We start from the raw sequence: 22,309 nt of genomic DNA on the forward strand, positions 1-22,309 counted from the left end.
TAGAATCCATTTTATTGAGTGGGATGATTTTTAAATGGTACCATTTTTCCCACAATTGGAAGAGACTGATGTTTTTATCAATGACCTTTCCTTGATGTAATTTAATTTCTTGGGTCAAACCTTCAATTTCAGCTTCTTTTTTGGTTTTAAATCCTGATTTTGATGTAATATAGTTCCCTTTTTTGTCAGTGATCCGATAAGACCACTTCCCTTTTTTCCCTCCGCGTTGCGTAATGTATAGTGACATGGTTCCCTCTTTTCTAAGAAATCGATAACCAAGGTTTTATCTTGGTTATCTTGTCATAATTCAAAAATTTTTGCAAAATGATCCTCGAAAAATTCTTTGGTTTTGCTTGCCAGAAAGTAATAGCGTCCGCCTTGACTATCTGGGTATTTCACAAAGCCATTGCTATTTTTATCAATGTCAATTTGATTACGAATTTCAGGCTTATAAAGCACGTTTTCGAGTAACCATGGACGAGAGACGGAAAGAAGTTCTAAAACCTCAGAGAGCGTAAGATAACGCCCTTTTGAGGAGATTTTTTTGAGTTCTTCATACTCGGAACGGTCAACGATAATTTTATCGGGTGGGAGTTGTATCGTAATATTTTTTAAGTCAATTTGTAGGGTGGTTGGTTTCATAGGCAGTTAGTCCGTATCCATTTCTTGGTCAATGATGGTCACATCTTTGATGTGTCTGCTTTCGTGATAGCGTTTTGATTCTATAAATTTTACCCGTGGTGCTAGTTCACTTCAAAATACCCATTTGGACTGTACTTGTAAGTGACAAAATCAACAGGAGGTCATCCAAATGAGTCATTTACAGAATACCGCTAATTCTCATTACTTGGAATGGAACATAGGTCAATTATCAAAAATTTGTCAGATGCTCTGTCGAAACTATTGCCCAGATTCGATACTTTTTTAGCAATTCCACCTGTAGGCGTAGTTGTTCCACTTCAGATAGCTGTTCCATTCCTTTACCGTAGGTATATTGTTTCCCCACGGGTTGATGGAAACGGTGCAGTTCATCATTCTGATACCATCGCCACCAGGTTTTGACCTGACTAACATTTTTGATGTCCAGGGTCTCCATGATAACCTTATTGGGCTTACCTGCTTTCTTCATTTCGATACAGGCTAACTTAGTTTCTACCGAATACGCTTTTTTGACCATAACAAAACCCTCCTGTTTCTAGTTTACTAGATTTCAACAGGAGGGTTTTTCTTGTGTCTCATTTTATGGGGCTAGTGCCGTTTTCATCAGGATTTTTATTGACAACCATTAGAGGTTCATATTCATCGTTGACTTTTTTCATGTAATTCTTCAAATTGTTTCTAAAATTTGAATAGACGACAGCTTCCATTTTATATCACCTCACTTTAAGACTATTCTTATTAGAACACTTGACAGGAACTTGTACAAGTATTATCAACTAGTTCTAAGACTATTATTTTAAAGAGTTGAAAATAAAAAAGATAGTTTACCGCTGTTGCATAACTATTCGTTACAGATATACCATTATCATTTTATACACCATTATTGAAGTGAAAAATAGTTGGATTTTGGCGCAAAAGCCCCGTATATATGCAAAATGTTGATTCATTCGATTGTCTAGACCAATTGGAGTTTAAAAGTTATCAGCGCTTTAGATTACTTTTTATTAGACATCTGTAATTTATCTGTAATCAATCTACATTTATTTACAAAATGTCAAGAAATGTAGAATACCTCTGTAATGGGATTAAATAAATTTGTGAAAACCATGTAATTGGCTTGACATTCAAAAAAAAAAATTACTATCATGAAAGTGAATAGTTTTTTTTAAAACTAGGACTTAACATATCCAATATGTTAAAATATTGAGAGGATATTTAGAATGAAAAAAAGCAGGTTCTTTTTAGCGTCAACGGCTGTATTGTTATCAGCCTTAGGTGCAAATCCTGTGTTGGCTAGGGATGTTGAGCGCTCTATCTCCACAACGATTGTTACACCGACTGTTGACAGCAATAAAAAGGCTTCTACTGAAACGCCAGAGTCTAAGCAAGGAAATGCAGGTGTCTCCGCGGATGTACAAAAATCGTCTGCTCCTGTGACTTCTGGTCAGGCTACATCGACTCTTCCTGATAAGGATAATCCGAGTATGCCAAGTGCGTCGGACAAGGTAGAGCCCTCAAGGGCGACACCGACAACACCAATTGTACCAGACAAGACTAAAACTGACTCACCAGATACCTCAAGTAAGGTAGAACCGACTAAACCGAAGATAGAACCAGTACCTCCAGCTATGCCAGAAAAGGATCAGTCTGGAACAGCAGGAACTGAGTCTTCAAAGCCAAAACAATCGGAACCAGAAAAGAAATACGGTGACGTAACGGTTGAGTATAAGAGTAAAGATGGTGCTTTGATTGCTCCAAAAGAGCTAGACACGCCGACTTCTGTGGTGGGGACGGATTATGATACGACTGACTACCGAAGAGAGACCATTATCAGCTCAGAGGGTAAGAAATATCGTCTTGATCTGAAAGCTACTCAGGGTTATGAAAAAGGGAAAGTTCTTGAGGGCAATACCAATATTACTTACTACTATGATCTGGTCACAGAAACGCCAGACTCTAATAAGGTAGTGCCACCGAAGCCGGAGCCAGATACCCCAGATAAGACTAAACCGAGTACATCGGATTCATCCGATAAAGGGGCAACTCCACAGGACAAACCACCAATTCCAAATCCTTCGGAGGATTCATCGGTTAGTCCAGATAGCTCCATAGCAGATACTGTGACGCCGATGGATACAATTCCTAGTGATGGGATGTTGGATACTCAGTTTGAACAGACGAATAGTTTAGAGGAGGGTATCAATCCGTCTATATTGACTGAAAAAAGTAAGGATGAACCGACAACTTCTGATGTGGACTTGAAAAAGGATGAAACATTCAGTCTTGACAATGCTTCATCTGTGACTACTAAAAAAGGTGACACGATTGACAATCCAATCAAATCAATCATCTCACCAGCTGATCCGCTTTTGACGGATAAGGGCTTTGAGATTATTGGTAATGATCAAGGAGAAGTCACTATCAAAAACGCAGACGGTTCTAAAACATCTGTACCAGCTGCGCAAGTAGGTGCTAGGGTAAATCCTGACGGAACGGTCACTGTCAAATCAAGTAATGGTAAGTTTACATTGTTGCCAGATACGGGGGAAGCAACCACGATTCTTGCAACGATTGGTTTATTTATCTTGGCTCTATTAGGCTTCAAAAAAGTCAAGCCTTTTGAGAAAGATAATTGGTTAATTGGGTAATTATTAAAAAGAAAAGAGGAATTTTATGTTTCATAATAGCAAAACGAAGGGTCATGGTTCGATCCGAAAAAATAAAGTCTATGGAACCATTGGTATCTTGACGCTTGGAACCATTGCAATTCTCAGTGCTCACCAAGGTGTAGCGGCTGATGAAGTAACAGCAACGAAGCCAACAACGTCCACTCCAGTAGCAGAAGCTTCTGATACAAGCCTTGCTGTGCAATCAAAAGCAGCTTCAACTGAAGCAGCTAGTAGCTCTACAGCAGCAGCAACTACTGCAAAAGCTGAAACAACAGCACCAGCAGGAGCTACTTCAACAGCTGACACTACAACAACTGAAAGTGCAGCTATGCAACCAGCTGCAGCTTCAGCAGCGACTACAGCGACTGCAACGCCAGCCGCAACAACTGCAGCGGCTGAAACAACGGCAACTCCTGCTACAACAGCAAAGGCTGAAGCAGCAACTGCTGCGCCAGCAGGGGCAGTATCAACTTCAGAACCAGCAGCGCCTACAACAACCACAACGCCAACTGCTACCCCAGTAGATCGTACGGAAGGCTCAAAAGTAACTGTCGAAAATCAAAAACTAAAAGATGCAATTTCTGAAGCAAATGGCTACAATATTGATGTTAAGAAAAATCCAAACAACAACATTGGAACAGCTAACAGTGAAGTAGAAGCAGAAGCTAAAAAAGAACTTGCAAATACCCTTGAAGAAACACAAGCGACTCGTATTAAAACAGGTGTAGATGCTTACAAACGTGATCTGAAAAAAGCACAAGAAAACACTGGAACGGATGGCTATCTAAGTGAAGTTGTCAGCCAAGGTCTGAAGTTTGAAAGTGAGCCTAATGGGAAGCTGTCTATTAGTGGTGCCACGGAATTTGGACAAAAAGATATGCCTAATGCACAATCCTATGATGAATATGTAGCAGGTGGTGGCACATTTGGTTCTACTCCAGTGGCACCATTTACAACAACACTTTCAGGTGGTGGAAGTAGATTTGTCATCCCAAAAATTGAAAACAATCAAACGATTACGGCTACTTATAGCAATCTTCAAAACTCAACATACAATGGAAAGAAAATTTCTAAGGTAGTTTATGAAGTTACCAATATAAGTGGTGGAACTGGTATTGTTGGTTTCGCAGAGAAAGATCCAACCAAAGGAATTTACACTTTTTATAACATCAATCAACCATCTAGATATCGTGTAAATATTCGCTTTTACGATGCCGATGGTAATCCAATCCAATTTACAAAGACGAATCCGGCTATTTTAGCCATGACGAGTTTAACGAAAACAGAACCTACTACGGGTTCGTTAGCTGGTAAAAAGCATGAAGAAAGTATAACTGACTATAGTTTCCGCCCAGTAAAAATCACGGGTTCGTTAGTTGAAAAACAAGCTGATGGTCGTTTGGCAGCAAGTAGCCCAACCCACGATATTAAAGATAACTATGATGATCCAAATTTCTATAAAATGGGGATTGCTGGTGTAGCAGAAAGCGGAGATACGATTTCCTTTGTTATGCAGAGAACGTCTCAATGGGATAGAGGATATTGGTTGGCTCTTACAAGTAAATTGCCATCTCGCTTTACACTTGTAAAACCTGACCTTGATTATAACCTTGTTGAGTATAATACTGCTGGTAATGTCTTGCTAGATAACTATATTCAAGGAACAACTACTAAGCTAACAGCTACTCAAACAGTCAAACCTAAGGGAACTCCTACAGGTGAAAGTTACACCACTACTCATCAAGAGACGATCACTACTGCTGACGGGAAAGTTTACAAATACGTATCTTCTACTGATAATACAACAGGTACTGTTAAATTAGGTACAATCAATGTAGCAAACTATTACACTGAAGTAAAAGGTAACGTTGTTGTAGATTACCAAGATAAGCAAGGTAATAAAATTGCAGAACGTATCGTGGATACACCAGATACATCTGTCGGTACTGCTTACGATACGACAGACCATAAACCAGAAATCATCACAACAGCTAATGGCACAACTTATCGTATTGACAGAAGCGCTACTATAGGTAAAGAAAGTGGTACAGTCGTTGAAGGGACAACCCGAGTTGTCTATGTCTATGATAAAATAGATAAACCAACAGAAAAATATGGTAACGTTGTTGTAGACTACCAAGATAAGCAAGGTAACAAAATTGCGGAACGTGTAGTTGACACTCCAACTTCTAAAGTTGGTACTGCTTATGATACGACAGACCATAAGCCAGCAACTATTACAACAGCAGATGGCACAACTTATCGTATTGACAGAAGCGCTACTAAAGGTAAAGAAAGTGGTCAAGTTGTTGAAGGTACAACTCAAGTTATTTATGTTTATGACAAGGTTGAAAAACCAGTAGAAAAGAAATATGGTGATGTTACCGTTGAATACAAGAACAAAAGCGGCGCTACAATTTCACCAAAAGTAACGGATACACCAAGATCAGAAGTCGGAACAGACTACGATACAACCGATCAACGGAAAGAAACAATCACGACAGTTGATGGTAAGAAATATCGTCTTGATCCGAAAGCAACTCAAGGTGCAGAAAAAGGTAAAGTTGTTGAAGGCAATACTAACATTACCTACTACTATGATCTTGTACCAGATATTCCAACACCAGAAAAGAAATATGGTGATGTTACCGTTGAATACAAGAATAAAAGCGGCGCTACAATTTCACCAAAAGTAACGGATACACCAAGATCAGAAGTCGGAACAGACTATGATACAACCGATCAACGGAAAGAAACAATTACGACAGTTGACGGTAAGAAATATCGTCTTGATCCGAAAGCAACTCAAGGTGCAGAAAAAGGTAAAGTCGTTGAAGGCAATACTAACATTACCTACTACTATGACCTTGTACCAGACGTACCAACACCAGATGAATACGGTAACGTTGTCGTTGATTACCAAGACAAGAAAGGTAATACTATCGCACCACGTGTTGTTGATACACCAGATAGCAAAGTTGGTACGAACTACGATACAACAGATCACAAACCAACTAGAATTACTACAGCTGATGGTAAAGTTTATCGCATTGATCTAAATGCAACTCAAGGTCAAGAAAGTGGTAAGATTGTCAAGGGAACTACTCGAGTTGTCTATGTTTACGATGAAGTGGTTGGTGATGTAACCGTTCATTATAAAGATGAAGATGGCAAAGTTATCAAAGAACCTGAAAAAGATACAACTGGTGCTCCAATCAATACTGTTTATGATACTCGTGATCACGCTCATAAGACAATCACTACAAAAGATGGTCGCACTTATGAAATTGTTCCTGAAAAGACTCAAGGTATCGAACAAGGTAGAGTCGTTGAAGGAAATACCGATGTCACTTATATTTATAAGCAAGTATTCGGTGACGTAGTTGTTCACTATGAAGACGAATCTGGTAAGAAGATCAAAGAAGATGTAACGGATACTTCTCATGCTCGTGTTGGCGAAAATTACGATACGACCGATCACAAGACGACAGCGATCAAGTCTGGTGATAAAGTGTACAACCTCGTTCCTGAAAAGACAAAAGGTAATGAAAAAGGTAAAGTTACCAAAGGTGTAACCGAAGTTACTTATGTCTACAAGGAAGTGAAAGCAGAGCCTAAGAAGAAAGGAACCAATGCTAAGGGTGAAGATGTCAACGGTAAGACCATGTTGGCAGGTTCAACCGAAGTTTATACGATTGATATTGACAATGACCAATACAAGGGTATGACAGGCTTAACGGATAAAGATAAGCAAGCAGGCTTGATGGTTGTTGAAAAATACTCTGGTAAGTATGTCACTCCTAACTTGGCTGGTGTTCGTGTAACAACAGAAGACGGTAAAGTTCAAAGTGGCTTCACAACGAAGATTTACAAATCTGTTGCAGAAGCTCCACAAAAGGTTCAAGATTACATCAAGGCTAAGGGCTTGAAGATTGATGGTGAGTTTGCCGTAACCACAGCAGATGATCCAGTAGCTTACACAAACAACTATGTTTTGAAAGGTATCAATCTGAAACTAGTCTTCCCAACAACCGTTAAGAAGGAAATCAAGGAAGCTAGCAAGTATAATAACCGTGCTTATCAAATCGACTTTACTGGTATCCATGAAACAAACCTTGTAACCAACAACATTCCGAAGATCAATCCGAAGAAAGATGTTGTAGCGACTGTTGAAGATGGTCAAAAAGACCAGAATTCATTGAATAATAAGACTGTTAAGGTTGGACAAGTCTACAACTTTGAATTAGAAACTTCTTATTTACCAGCAAATCGTGGACAAGCTATTGAAAAGATGGAAGTAAGAGATAAATACTCTTCATTAGTAGAATACAATGGTGTTCACAAATGGTATGCGAAGACAGATATTCTTCTTAAGAATGGTCAAAAACTTGCCAAGGGTACAGATTTGACGAAGTTTGTCAACCAAACTGTTGATCACAAGACGAGAACAGTTCTGTATTCATTCTCTAGTGCTTTCTTGAACAGTATTTCAGATAATAGTGAGTTCCAAGCTACAGGTTACATGCAAGTGAAACAACTTGACTATGGTACAGTGAAGAACACCTTTACTGAAATCATCAATGGTGTTGAAAGAAATTCTAATACGGTAACAGTGGTAACACCAGATAAACCTAAGACTCCGGATAAACCACAAACACCGCCAGAAACTCCTAATACACCTGAAAAACCGCAAACACCTCCTACACCAACCCCTACTCCAGTAGTACCAACTACTCCAAAAAAACCAGTAACTCCGAAAGTAAGTTTACCTTCAACAGGTGAAGCTACAAATACTGGTGCAGCGTTGACAGGTTTGGCGTTTGCTGCTACAGCATTGTCAATGCTTGGCTTCAAGAAACGTAAAGAGGAAGAATAAGTCCCTAACGATGATTATCCTAACTCTTGCTAGGCAATAGTGACAAAAAGAGGTTGAGACCGAGTCTCAACCTCTTTGTTATAATATAATGTCGTTGTTGATTGTGTATTTGGATATATGATAAATAAGTCAAAAGTGCTTCGTTCTACTTCTATTTTAAAATTTAAGTTAATCCTTTTCAAATTGGAAAGAGGACAAAAGAGGCTGGGACAAAAGTCCGACCTCAAATATAAAAAGCGAATAAAACTAGTTTTCTGATAATCAGAATTCTGCTTTGTTCGCTTTTCGCATTTAATTATAGATTAGAAGGGCTTAATAATTAAGATTTTTAAAAATTAAAATCTTTTTGTCCCAAACTCTTTAATATTATTGAAAATTGTTACTATCCAAGACTATCAATGGTTGCATTGATAATTTTAATGGATTCTTTTGTGTAATCTTTTTTTTGTTGTTGTCTTTCAGATTTTGTCATGGGACGTGGCTTTACTACGGGGGCTGGTTTTACGATAGGTTTTTGTTGTTTAACCTTCGTGTCAGCGGTAGGTGCTGGTTGGACAATTGGTGCGGGCTCAGGTTCTGGTTCTGTCTTTACATCAACGACTGCCTCTTCAGCAACGGGTTGTACTTCTTCAGAAATGTCTTCTGAAGGTTGCTTTTCTCCCCATTCTTTGCGTGCATCTAGCTCTCGAATGACAAATGCTTTTCCACGATATTCTTTTGGAACAATAGTTGCGATTTGCTCGTCTGTAAAAAGTTCAGCTTCGTCAATGTCTACAACGTCCCAGACAATCTCACCGTTAGAATTACGTACATAGTAGCCGTTTTCATCTTTTTGTCCAGCCAAGAAACTAGATACGCCAATGATTTCTGTAACGTTGACATAACGCATGCCGGTATCAACGTCCCAAACACCTGAAAATACAGCTTCAAACAGTGCTTTGTATTGTTCTTCTGAATCTAATGAGAGAAGCCATTGATCGTTTTCATGGCATTAGCGCTATATGCTCTTGATAGAACTTCAAGCTTCTTTTTGTAGGTATCAAATGATTTATTTTTTAAGAAGCGATCTTGCTCTAGTGTTAAAACAGGTTTTTCGATTTCTGACATGGTTGTAGACTCCTATTCATTATTATTGATATTAAAGTTTAAGGTAATCAGCATTAGTTTTGGCTGAGTGATTTTAAATAATTTACGAGCTAGTGAAATTTTGAAAATACCGATGATATTTCCTTTTGCATCTTGCCTAAAATTTTTTCCGACAACTTCTACATTTTCTTTGTGACCGTCCTTGACTGCTTCACGGACAGCTTCTAACATCGAGTCTTTTATCTCTTCAATACTTGAATACTCACTGTAAAAAGAGACAGAGTGATGTTTTTTAAAGACAGCACGGTAAATCATTTTTCTATAAAATTTTTTATAAATAATGGCAATCAAAAATGGTATGGCTAAGCAGATATCAACAACTGGATTTTTTAAATAATCAAATAGTTGATTGTCAAAGTAGCTAATGACTGCTAAGTAACCAAGCGCCGATAGGATTTTAAAGTAGTTGCTAGCGATTACGATGTCTTCGGAACTATTTGCCACTAAAAATCCAACCAATATGTAGATGAAAGAAGCAATTAAAGCTGCAATATGGATATAGTCTAGCGGTATATTGAGAATATTATATGTTAAGAGTAGGAGAGCTGTGCCGGCAACGAACACAATTCCTACAAAATAGATTAGTTCAGCTAACCACTTCAGCAAGACTAGAAAGACTAACGGTGTGTCTTTTTTCTTTTTTGACATTTTAATCCTTTCTATTCTTTGTTTATTTTTAAGGATAGCCAGACACTAACTGTCCTCATACAAGTACTCTTGTATTATTATATATATATTATCAAAATTTCACAAATAATACAATAAAATTCATATATTCTACGAGCGAAAATCCTTATTATTTCTATGTTTTCCTTCGTTTTGAGATGCAGTTGAAACAAGTGAGAGAAGAGATAGCTAACAGAGACAATAGGGACAAAAGAACTATTAACTTGCCGCCTCTGTTTATGTTAGTTATCATTACAGGGGGAGTTCGGAAAAACTTTGCTGTTTTTAGTCAGTTTAGAGTTTCCCAGGCACAATGGGAGCTGGTAGTTTCACCCCCGCAAGGGTGCTCAACAGTCCCTTAGACTATTGAGGTGGTGGATAAAGAAAACAAAGTTTTCGTCAAAAGTGCTCTTTCGTATTTGAAAAGCGAATGGTGTTGAGATTTGCTTTGCAAGCAACATTAGTGATTTTTTGTACAAAGCAAGGGCGTACTTTGTGATAACTCTATTTGGGGGTAAAATATTTTTAAAAAAGTATTGACTTCAACCTAAGGGGAGGGTTTATAATGAGATTTGTAAGGAGGAAATGATGTATCAAATCAAAGAAGCTGCGCAGCTTTCAGGTGTTTCTGTCAAAACACTGCATCACTATGATAAAATAGGTTTGCTTGTGCCGCAAAAGTCTGGAAACGGGTATCGCCTTTATAGTGAAGCAGATTTAGAGCGCCTGCAAATTATTTTATTTTACAAATATCTTGGATTTTCTTTAAAGAAAATAGCAGAGCTACTAGGTCAGAAAGAGCAGGAACTATTGCCTCACTTGAACAAGCAATTGCAGTTTTTGCAGCAGGAAAGGGAACATTTGGATACCTTGATTTTCACCTTGCAAAAGACAATTCAAGCTCAAAAAGGAGAAAGAAAAATGACGACACAAGAAAAATTTGTTGGATTTACCTACGAAGACCATGCAAATTATTATCATCAAGCGGTTGAAACATACGGTCAAGAAGTAATGGACGAGTCTCGTACACGACAAGTTGGCAAAGAAACTGAGATGACGGAAGCATTTAACAAAGTTTTTCGCAATCTAGCTAACAATATGCAAAAAGGTCTAGCTGTAGAAGCACAAGAGAATTTATCAGAAGCCGAGCAGTTATTTCAAGCAATGAATACCTATGCCTTTGATTGTTCTCTGGAAGTTTTCGCTTTTATTGGAAAAGGCTACGTGGCAAATCCTGAATTTAAGAAAAATATTGACCAATTTGGAGTTGGAACGGCCCAATATGCAGCAGATGTTATCCAAGCATACGTTCACAAGTAAAATAAAAAATAGGGCAAATGCTAGTGTTCTGCATGGTAGCATTTGCTCTATTTTTAGTATTCCATACTTCCAGCAACCCAGCCAGTACAGAGAGCGACTGTAATATTAAATCCACCGGTATGAGCATTGATATCCAGCACTTCGCCAGCAAAATAAAGCCCAGAAACTAGTTTGCTTTCTAAAGTCTTGGGATTGATTTCCTTAAGACTGACACCGCCCTTGGTCACAAAAGATTTGGCTAGAGACATTTTGCCGGTAATAGGAATCGGTAGAGCTTTGAGCTGTTGAATGAGCTCTTCTTTTTCTTTTCCAGTCAATTGTTTGCCTTTTTCAGGGAATGGCTGCGCGAAAAAGTCTGCAAGACGTTCAGGAAGTAATTGTTTGAGGCTATTTTTGAGCGATTTTTCTCGGTTATTTTCTAAAAATGCTGCCAAATCTTCCGCAGAAAACTGTGGTAAGACATCTAAATAAATGGTTTCACCACCTTTGAGGAAACTGGACATCCGTAGAGCAGCTGGACCAGATAAACCAAAATGAGTAAAGAGCAGGTCGTGGGTAATGATGTGTTTATTATAACGAAGGGTGACGTTGGCTAATGCAATCCCCTGTAAAGCCTTGTGTGGAAAATCTGTCAAAAGTGGGCTTTCTGCAGCTTCTAACTCTGTTATTGTATGGTTGAAATGGCGGGCAATCTCATAGCCAAAGCCAGTAGAGCCAGTCGAAGGATAGGATTTACCACCTGTGGTGACAATCAATCGGTCGCTGCTCCAAATGTGCTCACTTGACTTGATGATAAAGCAATCCGCGTTTTTCTTTACAGAAACCACTTCTGTCTGTGTCTTGATTGTAGCACCCAGCTCTTTTATTTTTTGTTCCAAGGCTTCAATAATTGTAGAAGATTTATCTGTTGTTGGGAAAACGCGCCCGTGGTCTTCCACTTTAAGTTTCACGCCATTTTCAGTGAAAAAATTCATAATGTCATGATTGTCAAACTGGGAAAAGACGCTGTAGAGGAAGCGACCGTTGCCTGGTATGCCAGCTAATAAATCCTCTAAAGTGTCATTATTCGTCACATTGCAGCGTCCGCCACCTGTTCCGGCAAGTTTCTTACCTAAGCGTTTATTTTTTTCTAAGAGGAGAGTTTTTTGTCCATGAAAGGAGCTGGAAATAGCAGCCATCATACCAGCAGGTCCTCCGCCTATCACGATTGTATCAAAATGGTTCATTGTACTTCTTTCTTTAAATGAATAGGTCAAATTTATTGTATCATAAATGTGATGAAATTCCTTGAAATCCAGAGCGAATTTGACAGTTAAGCCTTGATATGATAAGATTTAGGTATATATCTAGAAAAAGCTTCAGAGGAAATTATGGCAATTGAAAAGACAGTCAGCGAGCTAGCCGAGATTTTAGGGATTAGCCGTCAGGCGATGAACAATCGGGTCAAAACTCTTGCGCCCGAAGATACCGACAAGAATGAAAAAGGGGTCACCGTTGTGACACGCAGCGGTTTGATAAAGCTGGAAGAAATCTACAAAAAGACGATTTTTGAAGATGAACCGGTCAGCGAAGATGTCAAGCAACGTGAGCTCATGGAAATTTTGGTAGATGAGAAAAATGCAGAAATTGTGCGTTTATATGACCAGTTAAAAGCAAAAGATGTGCAATTAGCTAAAAAAGATGAGCAGTTGCGCGTGAAAGATGTTCAAATTGCTGAAAAAGATAAGCAATTAGACCAACAGCAGCAATTGACTGCTAAGGCCATGAATGAGCGTGAAACTTTGCTATTAGAATTGGACGAAGCTAAAGAAAAAGTTCAAGCACAAGAGCAGAAAGGCTTCTTTGCAAGATTGTTTGGACGATAGAGAGAATCTCGGTTGAAGAAACTGAGATTTTTTTATAGAATGAAAGGTATGATGAAAGAAAAAGTCGCAAAAGATATCAATATTCTTGCTTCTTTTTGTGGGAAGCGCGATTTGCCAGAATTAACACAGAAAGCTTTAGGAGATAAATATAGCCTAAAACAGGCTGATGTCATGGTGCTGTTTGGTGGGAGTATTCTAGCGGATGGAGATTCCGACAGAGGTCAGAATAGCTTTTGAAGCATTAAAACAAGATTATGCTGACTTAATCCGTCTAGCAAATCCTCTCTATGCTTCAGTTGATGAAAAATAAGTTAAAGGAGAATGATGAAACAACAGCGTTTAGGTTTTCAAAAACTCTATCAAAATCTTGATAAAATTCTATTTTTGTTTTTTATTATTTTTATGCTGACAGAATATGCTTGGTTGCCTTTTAATTCGTGGGCGGCAGGTACTTTGCTTCGTCAGACGGGCTATCAATTTCTATCGTATAACAATGTAGTTGGAGTGTTATCTAGTCATCCTCTAGTTACTCTGGCTTTTATCCTCTTGTTTTTAGCCAATCTGTTGGTCGCTTATGTTCAAATCACACTTCTTTTTTTAGGAGCGCACAATCTATTGACTCAAGAAAAGCGAACCCTCTTGAAATTTACCAAGAAAACCATAGCAGATAGTTTGCTCACCTTAAAGCAAGCACGTCCTAATAAAATATTGTTTGTCTTGCTCTACATCGCTCTGCTCTTTCCTTTTCTCCGAAAAATCCTCAAAATTTACTATCTAAATAAGATTTTAGTTCCAAATTTTATCTTAACTTATTTGAAAGAGACGTATTTTTGGGGTGCTGTCGTCCTGACCCTGCTTGTATGGCTGATGTTATTGATTGCGGTCAAGCTGATGTTTGCCTTGCCAAAAATCTTTTTTGAAAATTCTTCCGTAAGAGAAGCGGTGCAGTTCAGCTTAGAAAAAACTAAGAAACGAACTTTCTTTTATTCTTGGCAGTTGTTTTGGATTGTGACCAAGACTTTTCTCTTCTTTTTTGGAATGGCTCTGCCTCTCTTTCTTTTACAGCATGTTGCAGACGGTCATTCCAATCAAGTGGCAACGATTGCTGGTGTGATGAATTATGTGTTGCTGAAAAATGCTCACTATCTGATGTTGAGCTACTTCTTGATTAAATTTGTTTCTTTTCTAACTGAGCAAGGCTTGGCGGATTGTCCGCGGCGGAAGTTTGATCGCGTTTTGCGCTGGCTTGTGATTTCCATTGCTTCTATATTCTTTGCTGTAGAAGGTTATATGTATCTCATTTTTCCATTGGAAACTGTTCCTGTTACGATTTCTCACCGAGGAGTGTCGCAGGAAAATGGTGTACAAAATACGATTCAGTCATTGGAAAAGACGGCTTTGCTGAAACCAGATTACATAGAAATGGATGTACAAGAGACAAAAGATGGTCAATTTGTCATGATGCACGATGCTAATCTTTTCAATTTGGCGGGTGTCAATGCAAGTCCGCAGGATTTGACCTTGGCAGAACTAACTGCTTTAGAGGTTTCAGAAAATGGCTATCGGACAAAAATTTCCAGTTTTGATGCGTATCTCAACCGTGCCAACGAATTGGGGCAGCGGTTGCTCATTGAAATCAAAACCAGCAAAAAAGATTCTTCGGATATGATGGAGCGCTTTTTGAAAAAATATGGCCCAACGATTAAAAAGTACGGTCATCAAATGCACTCATTGGACTATCGCGTGATTGAAAAAGTTGTGAAATACGATGCTAGCATTAAAAGCTTTTTTATCCTGCCTTATAATACAATCTTCCCACGAACCAAAGCTAGTGGTTATACTATGGAATACTCCACACTAGATGAAAACTTTGTTTCTAAGTTGTGGCAAGCAGATAAATTGCTCTATGATTGGACGGTCAACGATGTAAACAGCATTGCAAAATCTTTCCGCTTGAATGTTGACGGTATCATAACGGATGATGTTCAACTGGTGCAAAGTTCCATTAAAGAGCTGAAAGACAATCCAAAATATACAGACTTACTCCTTAATAAAGCCTTTGATTTCTTTAATTTTACATAAAATAGCCCCCTCTTAGCAATGAACTAGGAGGGGGTGAGTTTTTTGAGATTTGTTTTAAAACGGCATTTTGCCTGCAAAGGCACCTAATTTTTTCTTAGTTGCGGCATCAATTTCTACGAGGGCAGCGTTGATAGCTTGGGTTGTCATGTCAGATAAAGTTTCTAAGTCTTCTGGGTCGACAACAGCTTCTTGGAAGTCGATTTTGACGACTTTTTTATCACCTGTAAGAGTTGCGACCACGAGGTCTTGGGCAGATTTGCCAACAAATTCTGTCGCAGCAAGTTCGGCTTGCCCTTTTTCCATTTGTTTTTGCAATTTTTGTGCTTGTTTCATCATGGATTGCATGTTCATCATTGTTTTAGTTCTCCTTAATTTTCAAACATTAACATCTTATTTTACCATATCTGGCACATCTAAGCTAGAGTTTGCTAGGTCAATGGTCAAATGATAGTCGGTATTATCGCGGACGGTGTGTTCAAAGTCGGTTGTGTAGAGGACAAGGCGGAGTGTATTGCCTGATTGCATTTTGTAAATGGTTGGCTGTAATCCAAAAGAAAATTCTAACCATTGGTCTGGTGTGACTTCTTCAACTGTTAGCAAATCGGTGCGGTTCTGTAGGTTGAGAAATCCTTTGGTGATGACGCGGTGAGGTGTCTCTTTGAAAGGCAATTCCATTAAATGATCTAGCATATAAAAGCGACCATTGTCCATGACTTTTGGTGCAAGGACGCCAGGAATTGGGGTGAGGCGTTTAGCTTGCCCAAGATCTAATAGTTGTGCGGAAATCAGACCTTTATCGGTGCTGGATTTTAGGCGCAGATTGAGCTTAACGGGACCATTGAGGAACAACTCTTTCTCTAAAGTAAAATCAACGGTCACTTGATTGACTTTTCCGTCAAAAAGTTCATTTTTGAAGGTTTGATAAGTCTTGCTAAAACGCTTGTAGTCCGTCTCGGAGTAAGCATTTTGAATATCTTGAGTAGTACTACCTAGATTGAAATGAGTGTAGTGCTCTTGATTGCCGAAATTCTTTAGTGACAACCAGCTTTGTGCTTGACTATTGTCTTGCCAGATTACAGTTGGCAATTCAAAGTGGGAATTGTAGCCCAGCAGTTTCTTGCTGAGAAGTGCATTCATAGATTCACGAAAGTCAATGGATTGCCAATTGTTCATGTAAACGTGAGCGCCATTGTGGAAAAACAAATGCTTTTTGATGTTTTGTGGCAGGGCGTGGAACATGTTGTAAACATTGAGCGGCTTGACATTCCAGTCTTGGGAGCCATGAGTGAAGACGACTTCGGCTTTGACTTTGTGTGCGTGAATCAGATAGTTGCGGTCATGCCAAAATTGATTATAATCACCCGTTTCGCGCTCCAAGTTTGCTTTTAATGTTTTGAGGCTCTTTTGATACTCGGCATTGTGACGAAGACGTTCGCCCGCTAGAAGATTGCGTGAGTAAGTTAATTCTGTCAAAGAGTCAAAATCTTCACCGGGATAGCCGCCGGGGCTTGTCACTAAGCCATTTTCACGATAGTAATTGTACCAAGAAGAAATTCCAGCTTCGGCAATAATAACCTCCAGCCCTTCTACGCCAGTCGTAGCTAGCCCATTTGACAGAGTTCCGAGGTAAGAAATTCCTGTCGTAGCAACCTTTCCATTGGACCAAGTGGCTTTGATTTCTCGCTGTCTGGTATGGTCTGTGAAAGCACGGCAACGACCATTGAGCCAATCAATAACGTTTTTATAGGCTTCAATTTGATAATAATCTCCGCTCGTCATAAGCCCCTCAGAGTCCTTGGTTCCCACACCTGATACATATAAATTAGCAAAACCACGAGGAAGAAGGTAGTCATTGAGTGTATAAGTTCCGATATGACCGAGTGTTTCTTCTGCTTGCTCCACCAATACTGCTTGACCTTGTGGTTCAACCAAGCAAACTTCAGAGTCATGGACGGTGATTTTTCCGGCCTCTTTTTTAACCAAATTCACATTCATGTTATAAAGTGCTTTGTCGCTGGCTTTGTCGTTGGTTCCTTGGTGATAAGGGCTAGCAGTCATGACAGCAGGAATTTGTCCATCAAAATGAGGACGAATGATGCTGACTTTAATCAAATCAGGCAGCCCATCTTCGTCGGTATCCACGCGCGATTCCACATAGACCACTTCGCGGATAGCATTATGGCTAGTAAAGGTCGCAAGACTTTTACCATTGAAATAGTGGTAGGTATTGTCTTCAGGGATCAAGCCTTCGCTTACCAACTTATCAATCAAGAGATTGCCGTTTTTGGTGCGCGTATTGAGCAATTGATAGAGATTTTCGAGCAAATTTCCATAGGTAATGGGAAAATTTACGTCCTTGCGGAATGTTTCTACATCGTCAAAGTCAACAAAGGGCACAAATCCCAGCAATTGAAAAATAATGGTATAAAAAATCTCTGCTGTCAATTCCTGATTGGACGTAAAAAAGCTGAGTAAGTCTGTTTTTGAATTGGCAACCAAAGACTTTAAAGCATAGTCTGTATTTTTATAATTAAAAAAAGTTCTACGTACAAAAGTCTCTAAATTTTCTTTATCAGAATACTCTGGGTGGAAAGAAAATCCAATGCTTTCCATTTCAGCCAGCATTTTTTTGTTTGTTTCTGGTGTATAACTATACTGATTATAGCGCATATTTTTACTCCTTTTTACACTTTGTCAAAAAATAACCTTTACATTATCCATTGTAACTGATAAAATAGGATTTGTCTAAAATTTTTTTAATTAAAGAGGAGAATAAAAATGGATGTCACATGGACTGTGAAATATATCACAGAATTTCTTGGAACGGCAATTCTCATTATTTTGGGGAACGGGGCTGTTGCCAACGTTGAATTAAAGGGAACAAAGGGTCATCAAAGTGGCTGGTTGGTGATTGCAGTTGGTTATGGTATGGGGGTTATGATTCCTGCTCTTATGTTTGGAAATGTATCAGGGAATCATATCAATCCTGCATTCACACTAGGACTTGCGATTAGCGGATACTTCCCTTGGGCACAAGTTGCGCCTTACATTATTGCACAATTATTGGGAGCGATATTTGGACAAGCGTTAGTAGTAGCAAGTCACCGCCCTTACTATTTGCAAACAACAAATTCTAATGCGATTTTGGGATCATTCTCAACTATTGTAAATACGGATGACGGAAGCAAGAAATCACATGCTGCTTCTATGATAAATGGCTTTGTCAATGAATTTATTGGTTCATTTATCTTGTTCTTTGCAGCAATGGCTATGACCAAAAACTATTTTGGTGCAGAAGTTGTTAAATATGCTGCTACTCGTGGAGTGGATGCTACTCAAATCCAAGGAAAAGTTGCAATTGGTTCTCACATCAATGCCGGACTTGCTGTTGCCCACTTAGCACTTGGTTTCCTTGTCATGGCATTGGTAACGTCACTTGGTGGTCCTACGGGTCCAGGTCTAAACCCTGCACGTGACTTAGGCCCACGTATTCTTCATTTCCTTCTTCCAAAATCAGTTCTTGGTGAGCACAAAGGAGATTCAAAATGGTGGTATGCTTGGGTACCAGTTGTATCTCCAATCCTTGCCGGTATTGCTGCAGTAGCACTTTACAAGATGATTTATGGATAAGTTGTCAAAAAAGAAACGGTTCATTACGAGCCGTTTTTTGATAACGAAGAGATAAGATTGAGCGAAAAAATAGATAAGTGACTAGACGTTTGCCAATATAAAATGCTATACTAAAGAGTAAGGATAATAACAGTAACGGGAGTGAGACAGCAAAACTGATTTTTTGCAAAGTAGCAATTTTTGTCTCATTCCTGCCTTTTATTTGGGAGAGATGAAATGGAATTAGATAAACTAAGTGGGAGACGGACTCTATTGTTCGGTATTTTAGCGATTCTTTTTGGCGTTATTATTATTGCAAATGGTGTTGATTTTACAAAATTTGCCCTAGATTTATTGGTCATTTACTTTTTATTTGTCGGAGTTATCAATCTTTTTTTCCGTTTCTTAGTGAAGAAAAATCGTATCAGTTTTGGTTCTGCCCTCCTCCATGTTTTGGTAGGGCTGGTTGTTAGCTTTCTTAACCGTGCCAGCAATCTGCCAGTCAATATTGTCATTATTATATTGGGCTGCTATCAGTTGTGTACGGCTGCAGTCTATGGCATTACTTATCTTCTTTACCGTCAAAATAAGCTAAAAGGCGGTTTCCGTTATCTTTTTGATACCTTGCTTTATGGCGGGATTGGGCTGACAACTGTCTTTTCTCCTAGCACGGATGGTAGGATGCAATTTTTGATTGTTGGTATTTATCTGATATTACTAGGCTTTTCTAACGTTCGAGACGGTCTTATGTTCAACACCGATGTGGAGAAAAAACAACTTCGACGCCGTATTCGGATCAACCTGCCTATCATTATCGCTGCCTTTTTCCCAGCAGAGCAACTGAATCGTTTTAATCGTTTTTTGCAGGGTGAAAAACGAGAACACCAAAAGGTTTACAGCCGTATTCGAGATGAACAAAAGCTAGTTGACTTAGAAGTGCTGATTCATACATCAGATCAAAATCTTTTTGGGATGATTGGTCACGTTGATATTTGCTATAAAGGAAAAGTTGTTTCCTATGGTAGTTATGATGTTTTTTCAGAGCGTTTATTCGGCACGATCGGAGACGGTGTCTTGTTTAAAGTAGATAAGGACGCTTATATTGATTTGTGCAAAGAAGAAAGCAAAAAAACCTTGTTTGGTTATGGGATATCTTTGACAGATGAGCAAAAACTGGCTGTGGAGAAACGGTTGGCTGAGATTGATGAGTTGTTGGAAGTGTGGAATCCACCGGCGGATTTGAAAGATGGTAAGCGCACGTATGCTTATAAATTGAAGCATGAGTTGAATGCTCGTTTATATAAGTTTAAAACAAGTCGTTTTAAGACTTATTTTATCCTGTCTACCAATTGCTGTCTGCTAGCCGATAGCATTATCGGACAGGCTGGAACAGCCATTTTAGATATGCGTGGGATTATTGCGCCGGGAACTTATCAGTCTTACCTTCAATATGAATTTGAGTCGGCAAATGAGCTGGTAGTGGCACAAAATATTTATCAGTAACAGCACAATTTTTTCTATTTTTACATAAATATTTGTAAAATACACAAAAATTATTTAAAATAGAAAGGCTTGGAGGAATTTATGTGTTCAACAAATAAAATTGTAAATACGATACCAGTATTAAAAATCAATAATCGAAAAAACAATCTCGCATTTTATTGTCAAACTTTAGGAATGAAAAATTTGCTAGAGGAAGGAGCTTTTGTCAGCCTTGGAGATCAGACAAAAGTTGAAAAATTGCAGCTAGAGGAATCGCCCAGTATGCGCACTCGCAAAGTTGTTGGGACTAAGAAATTAGCGAAAATTGTTATTAAAGTAGCCGATTCACGAGAAATTGAAGCACTTTTAGCGCGTGGCAGCAAAGTTGATTATCTTTACCAAGGTGATAATGGCTATGCTTTTGAAGCAACTTCGCCGGAAGGAGATACGTTTTTACTGCATAGCGAGGAAGATTGGACAACCTTGCAGAGAGTGATGATTGCACCAGCATTTACGCCGCTAGAGGATTTTGTTGGGCTCAGTCAATTTACTATAGAGCAGATTCATATCAATGCTCCAGATAAGGAAAAAGCAGTCACTTTTTATCAGGAATGGCTAGGAAGTCAGTCTATTCTAACATTCTCACCAGCAAGCGGACCAGATTTGCTGACGGAGAGTACTCAAACTTGGGATTTGGCAATGATTAAATTTACAGTTGAGCAATTTAATGTGGAAGCGTTGCGTGATTTATTTCAAGGAAGAGAAAATTTTATACCTAAATCGGGCAAATTTTTCCTGACCAAAGATGAGAGCCAAATTGAAGTTTGGATTGAAGCGGTATGAGTTCAAGCAAGATACTCTCAAAAGTCGAAGAACAGATAGCACAACAAATCTATCCTGGAGCTAGCTTAGCTTTGTATACTCGTGGAGAGTGGCAAGAATATTATCTTGGTGAGAGTAATCCTGAGCGCAGTGAGAAAAGCCGAGCAGGACTGGTCTATGACTTAGCAAGTGTCAGTAAGGTTGTGGGTGTCGGAACGATTTTGGCTGTTCTATTCCATGAGAAAAAACTCGATTTAGATGCGCCTCTGACACAATATTATCCCGCTTTTCATGACAATTCTGTCACGGTAGGTCAGCTGGCTACTCACACATCAGGGCTAGATCCCTTTATCCCCAATCGAGATGCACTCAATGCGGCTGAATTGAAAGAGGCGCTAAATCATTTGAAAGTTCTTGATAGCAAGCGTTTTCGTTATACTGATGTGAATTTTTTATTGCTGGGTTTTATGGTAGAAGAAATTTTTCATTCTGCTTTGAGTGACATTTTTGAACAGAAAATTTTTCAGCCTTGGGGTATGAAAGAAACAGCGTTTGGTCCTGTCGCACAAGCGGTGCCAACGGTTCGCGGTGTGAAAGCAGGGATTGTACATGACCCCAAAGCGCGTGTGTTGGGCAGACACGCTGGTAGTGCAGGCTTGTTTTCGACAGTTCGGGATTTGAAGCTCTTTTTGGAGCATTATTTACAGGATGACTTTGCAGCAACTTTGACAAAAAATTTCTCAAAGGAGATTGGGAAAACACGCAGTCTTGCTTGGGATTTAGACAAAGAGTGGTTGCAACACACAGGCTACACAGGAACATTTATTATGTTTAATCGTTTGCAGCAGAAAGCGGTCATCTTCCTTTCCAACCGAACGTATGAGAAAGACGAACGTGCACAATGGATTTTAGACCGCAATAAGCTTATGGATTTGATTAAACAAAATCTGTAAAATGAAGACAGTTAGGATAAGAGCTGGATTTCCTGCTCTTTTTCGCTGTTTTAAAAGTTGAAATAAATTAGTTTGGAATATAAAAGGAATTGACTACTAACAATCGCTTTTTTCTATGAATTATATTAAAATAATAGATGAAGTATTGTGATGTAGAGA

At 38.9% G+C, this 22,309-nt stretch carries 18 protein-coding genes and 3 pseudogenes (1 of these 21 cut by a window edge); 11 read left to right on the forward strand and 10 right to left on the reverse strand.

Going from position 1 to position 22,309, the window contains the following annotated elements; genetic code table 11:
• Positions 1-247 carry the beginning of a site-specific integrase gene (locus SanJ4206_RS00785; protein WP_157621999.1) on the reverse strand. The gene continues 896 nt to the left of window position 1, outside the view, so the window shows 247 of its 1,143 coding nt (coding positions 1-247); the start codon lies at positions 245-247; the stop codon falls past the left edge of the window.
• A gap of 53 nt (positions 248-300) precedes the next feature.
• Positions 301-642 carry a DUF771 domain-containing protein gene (locus SanJ4206_RS00790; protein WP_022525474.1) on the reverse strand — a complete coding sequence of 114 codons (342 nt, stop codon included), beginning with the start codon at positions 640-642 and terminating at the stop codon, positions 301-303.
• A gap of 169 nt (positions 643-811) precedes the next feature.
• Between SanJ4206_RS00790 and SanJ4206_RS09890 the strand changes: the two are divergent.
• A pseudogene (locus SanJ4206_RS09890) lies at positions 812-916 on the forward strand (IS982 family transposase); the annotation flags it as partial.
• A 3-nt stretch (positions 917-919) separates the two neighbouring features.
• Here the strand turns inward: SanJ4206_RS09890 and SanJ4206_RS09820 are convergent.
• A pseudogene (locus tag SanJ4206_RS09820) lies at positions 920-1,177 on the reverse strand (IS3 family transposase); the annotation flags it as partial.
• A 79-nt stretch (positions 1,178-1,256) separates the two neighbouring features.
• Positions 1,257-1,367: pseudogene (locus tag SanJ4206_RS00810) on the reverse strand (type II toxin-antitoxin system prevent-host-death family antitoxin); the annotation flags it as partial.
• Between the two features lie 513 nt (positions 1,368-1,880).
• Between SanJ4206_RS00810 and SanJ4206_RS00815 the strand changes: the two are divergent.
• Together SanJ4206_RS00815 and SanJ4206_RS00820 are read left to right on the forward strand one after the other, a co-directional pair.
• Complete coding sequence (locus SanJ4206_RS00815) at positions 1,881-3,308, forward strand: MucBP domain-containing protein (RefSeq protein ID WP_003027933.1); 1,428 nt, start codon at positions 1,881-1,883, stop codon at positions 3,306-3,308.
• 25 nt (positions 3,309-3,333) lie between these two features.
• Entirely contained in the window at positions 3,334-8,205 is a 4,872-nt protein-coding gene (locus SanJ4206_RS00820) for an SspB-related isopeptide-forming adhesin (protein WP_157622000.1), read from the forward strand.
• 382 nt (positions 8,206-8,587) lie between these two features.
• Here the strand turns inward: SanJ4206_RS00820 and SanJ4206_RS00825 are convergent, their stop codons facing one another.
• From SanJ4206_RS00825 to SanJ4206_RS00830, 3 genes are all read right to left on the reverse strand, one after another.
• Complete coding sequence (locus tag SanJ4206_RS00825) at positions 8,588-9,094, reverse strand: hypothetical protein (RefSeq protein ID WP_003029395.1); 507 nt, start codon at positions 9,092-9,094, stop codon at positions 8,588-8,590.
• Between the two features lie 68 nt (positions 9,095-9,162).
• Positions 9,163-9,312 carry a hypothetical protein gene (locus SanJ4206_RS09895; protein ID WP_003029396.1) on the reverse strand — a complete coding sequence of 50 codons (150 nt, stop codon included), beginning with the start codon at positions 9,310-9,312 and terminating at the stop codon, positions 9,163-9,165.
• Between the two features lie 12 nt (positions 9,313-9,324).
• On the reverse strand, positions 9,325-9,999 hold the full coding sequence (locus tag SanJ4206_RS00830; RefSeq protein WP_003029397.1) for a hypothetical protein: 675 nt from the start codon (positions 9,997-9,999) through the stop codon (positions 9,325-9,327).
• Between the two features lie 606 nt (positions 10,000-10,605).
• On the opposite strand from SanJ4206_RS00830, the gene SanJ4206_RS00835 reads away from it, so the two are divergent.
• On the forward strand, positions 10,606-11,337 hold the full coding sequence (locus SanJ4206_RS00835; protein WP_003029399.1) for a MerR family transcriptional regulator: 732 nt from the start codon (positions 10,606-10,608) through the stop codon (positions 11,335-11,337).
• A 53-nt stretch (positions 11,338-11,390) separates the two neighbouring features.
• On the opposite strand, the gene aao is transcribed toward SanJ4206_RS00835, so the two are convergent.
• The gene (aao, locus tag SanJ4206_RS00840) at positions 11,391-12,563 is read right to left on the reverse strand and encodes an aminoacetone oxidase (RefSeq protein WP_003029401.1); all 1,173 of its coding nucleotides are present in this window, start codon (positions 12,561-12,563) and stop codon (positions 11,391-11,393) included.
• Between the two features lie 144 nt (positions 12,564-12,707).
• Here aao and SanJ4206_RS00845 point away from each other — a divergent pair, with 144 nt between their 5' ends.
• The 3 genes from SanJ4206_RS00845 (at position 12,708) to SanJ4206_RS00855 (ending at position 15,284) form a co-directional block, all read left to right on the forward strand.
• Positions 12,708-13,202, forward strand: a complete 495-nt coding sequence (locus SanJ4206_RS00845; RefSeq protein WP_003029403.1) for a DUF536 domain-containing protein — start codon at positions 12,708-12,710, stop codon at positions 13,200-13,202.
• Positions 13,203-13,250: 48 nt separating this feature from the next.
• On the forward strand, positions 13,251-13,439 hold the full coding sequence (locus SanJ4206_RS00850; protein WP_080554327.1) for a hypothetical protein: 189 nt from the start codon (positions 13,251-13,253) through the stop codon (positions 13,437-13,439).
• A gap of 87 nt (positions 13,440-13,526) precedes the next feature.
• On the forward strand, positions 13,527-15,284 hold the full coding sequence (locus SanJ4206_RS00855) for a glycerophosphoryl diester phosphodiesterase membrane domain-containing protein (RefSeq protein ID WP_022525438.1): 1,758 nt from the start codon (positions 13,527-13,529) through the stop codon (positions 15,282-15,284).
• A gap of 54 nt (positions 15,285-15,338) precedes the next feature.
• Here SanJ4206_RS00855 and SanJ4206_RS00860 read toward each other — a convergent pair whose 3' ends face one another.
• On the reverse strand, positions 15,339-15,638 hold the full coding sequence (locus tag SanJ4206_RS00860; RefSeq protein ID WP_003027109.1) for a YbaB/EbfC family nucleoid-associated protein: 300 nt from the start codon (positions 15,636-15,638) through the stop codon (positions 15,339-15,341).
• Positions 15,639-15,674: 36 nt separating this feature from the next.
• Entirely contained in the window at positions 15,675-17,954 is a 2,280-nt protein-coding gene (locus tag SanJ4206_RS00865) for a Xaa-Pro dipeptidyl-peptidase (RefSeq protein ID WP_003029407.1), read from the reverse strand.
• Between the two features lie 108 nt (positions 17,955-18,062).
• Here SanJ4206_RS00865 and gla point away from each other — a divergent pair, with 108 nt between their 5' ends.
• The 4 genes from gla (at position 18,063) to SanJ4206_RS00885 (ending at position 22,150) form a co-directional block, all read left to right on the forward strand.
• Complete coding sequence (gene gla / locus SanJ4206_RS00870; protein WP_003029408.1) at positions 18,063-18,914, forward strand: aquaglyceroporin Gla; 852 nt, start codon at positions 18,063-18,065, stop codon at positions 18,912-18,914.
• A gap of 216 nt (positions 18,915-19,130) precedes the next feature.
• Entirely contained in the window at positions 19,131-20,396 is a 1,266-nt protein-coding gene (locus tag SanJ4206_RS00875; protein WP_003029411.1) for a hypothetical protein, read from the forward strand.
• 81 nt (positions 20,397-20,477) lie between these two features.
• Positions 20,478-21,218, forward strand: coding sequence for a CppA N-terminal domain-containing protein (locus SanJ4206_RS00880; RefSeq protein ID WP_003029412.1), 741 nt, complete (start codon positions 20,478-20,480; stop codon positions 21,216-21,218).
• The gene (locus SanJ4206_RS00885; RefSeq protein ID WP_022525439.1) at positions 21,215-22,150 is read left to right on the forward strand and encodes a serine hydrolase domain-containing protein; all 936 of its coding nucleotides are present in this window, start codon (positions 21,215-21,217) and stop codon (positions 22,148-22,150) included. Before SanJ4206_RS00880 ends, SanJ4206_RS00885 begins: the two co-directional genes overlap by 4 nt.
• Positions 22,151-22,309 lie beyond the last annotated feature (159 nt).

The organism is Streptococcus anginosus (assembly GCF_001697145.1).
GTDB classification, from domain to species: Bacteria; Bacillota; Bacilli; order Lactobacillales; family Streptococcaceae; genus Streptococcus; species Streptococcus hominis.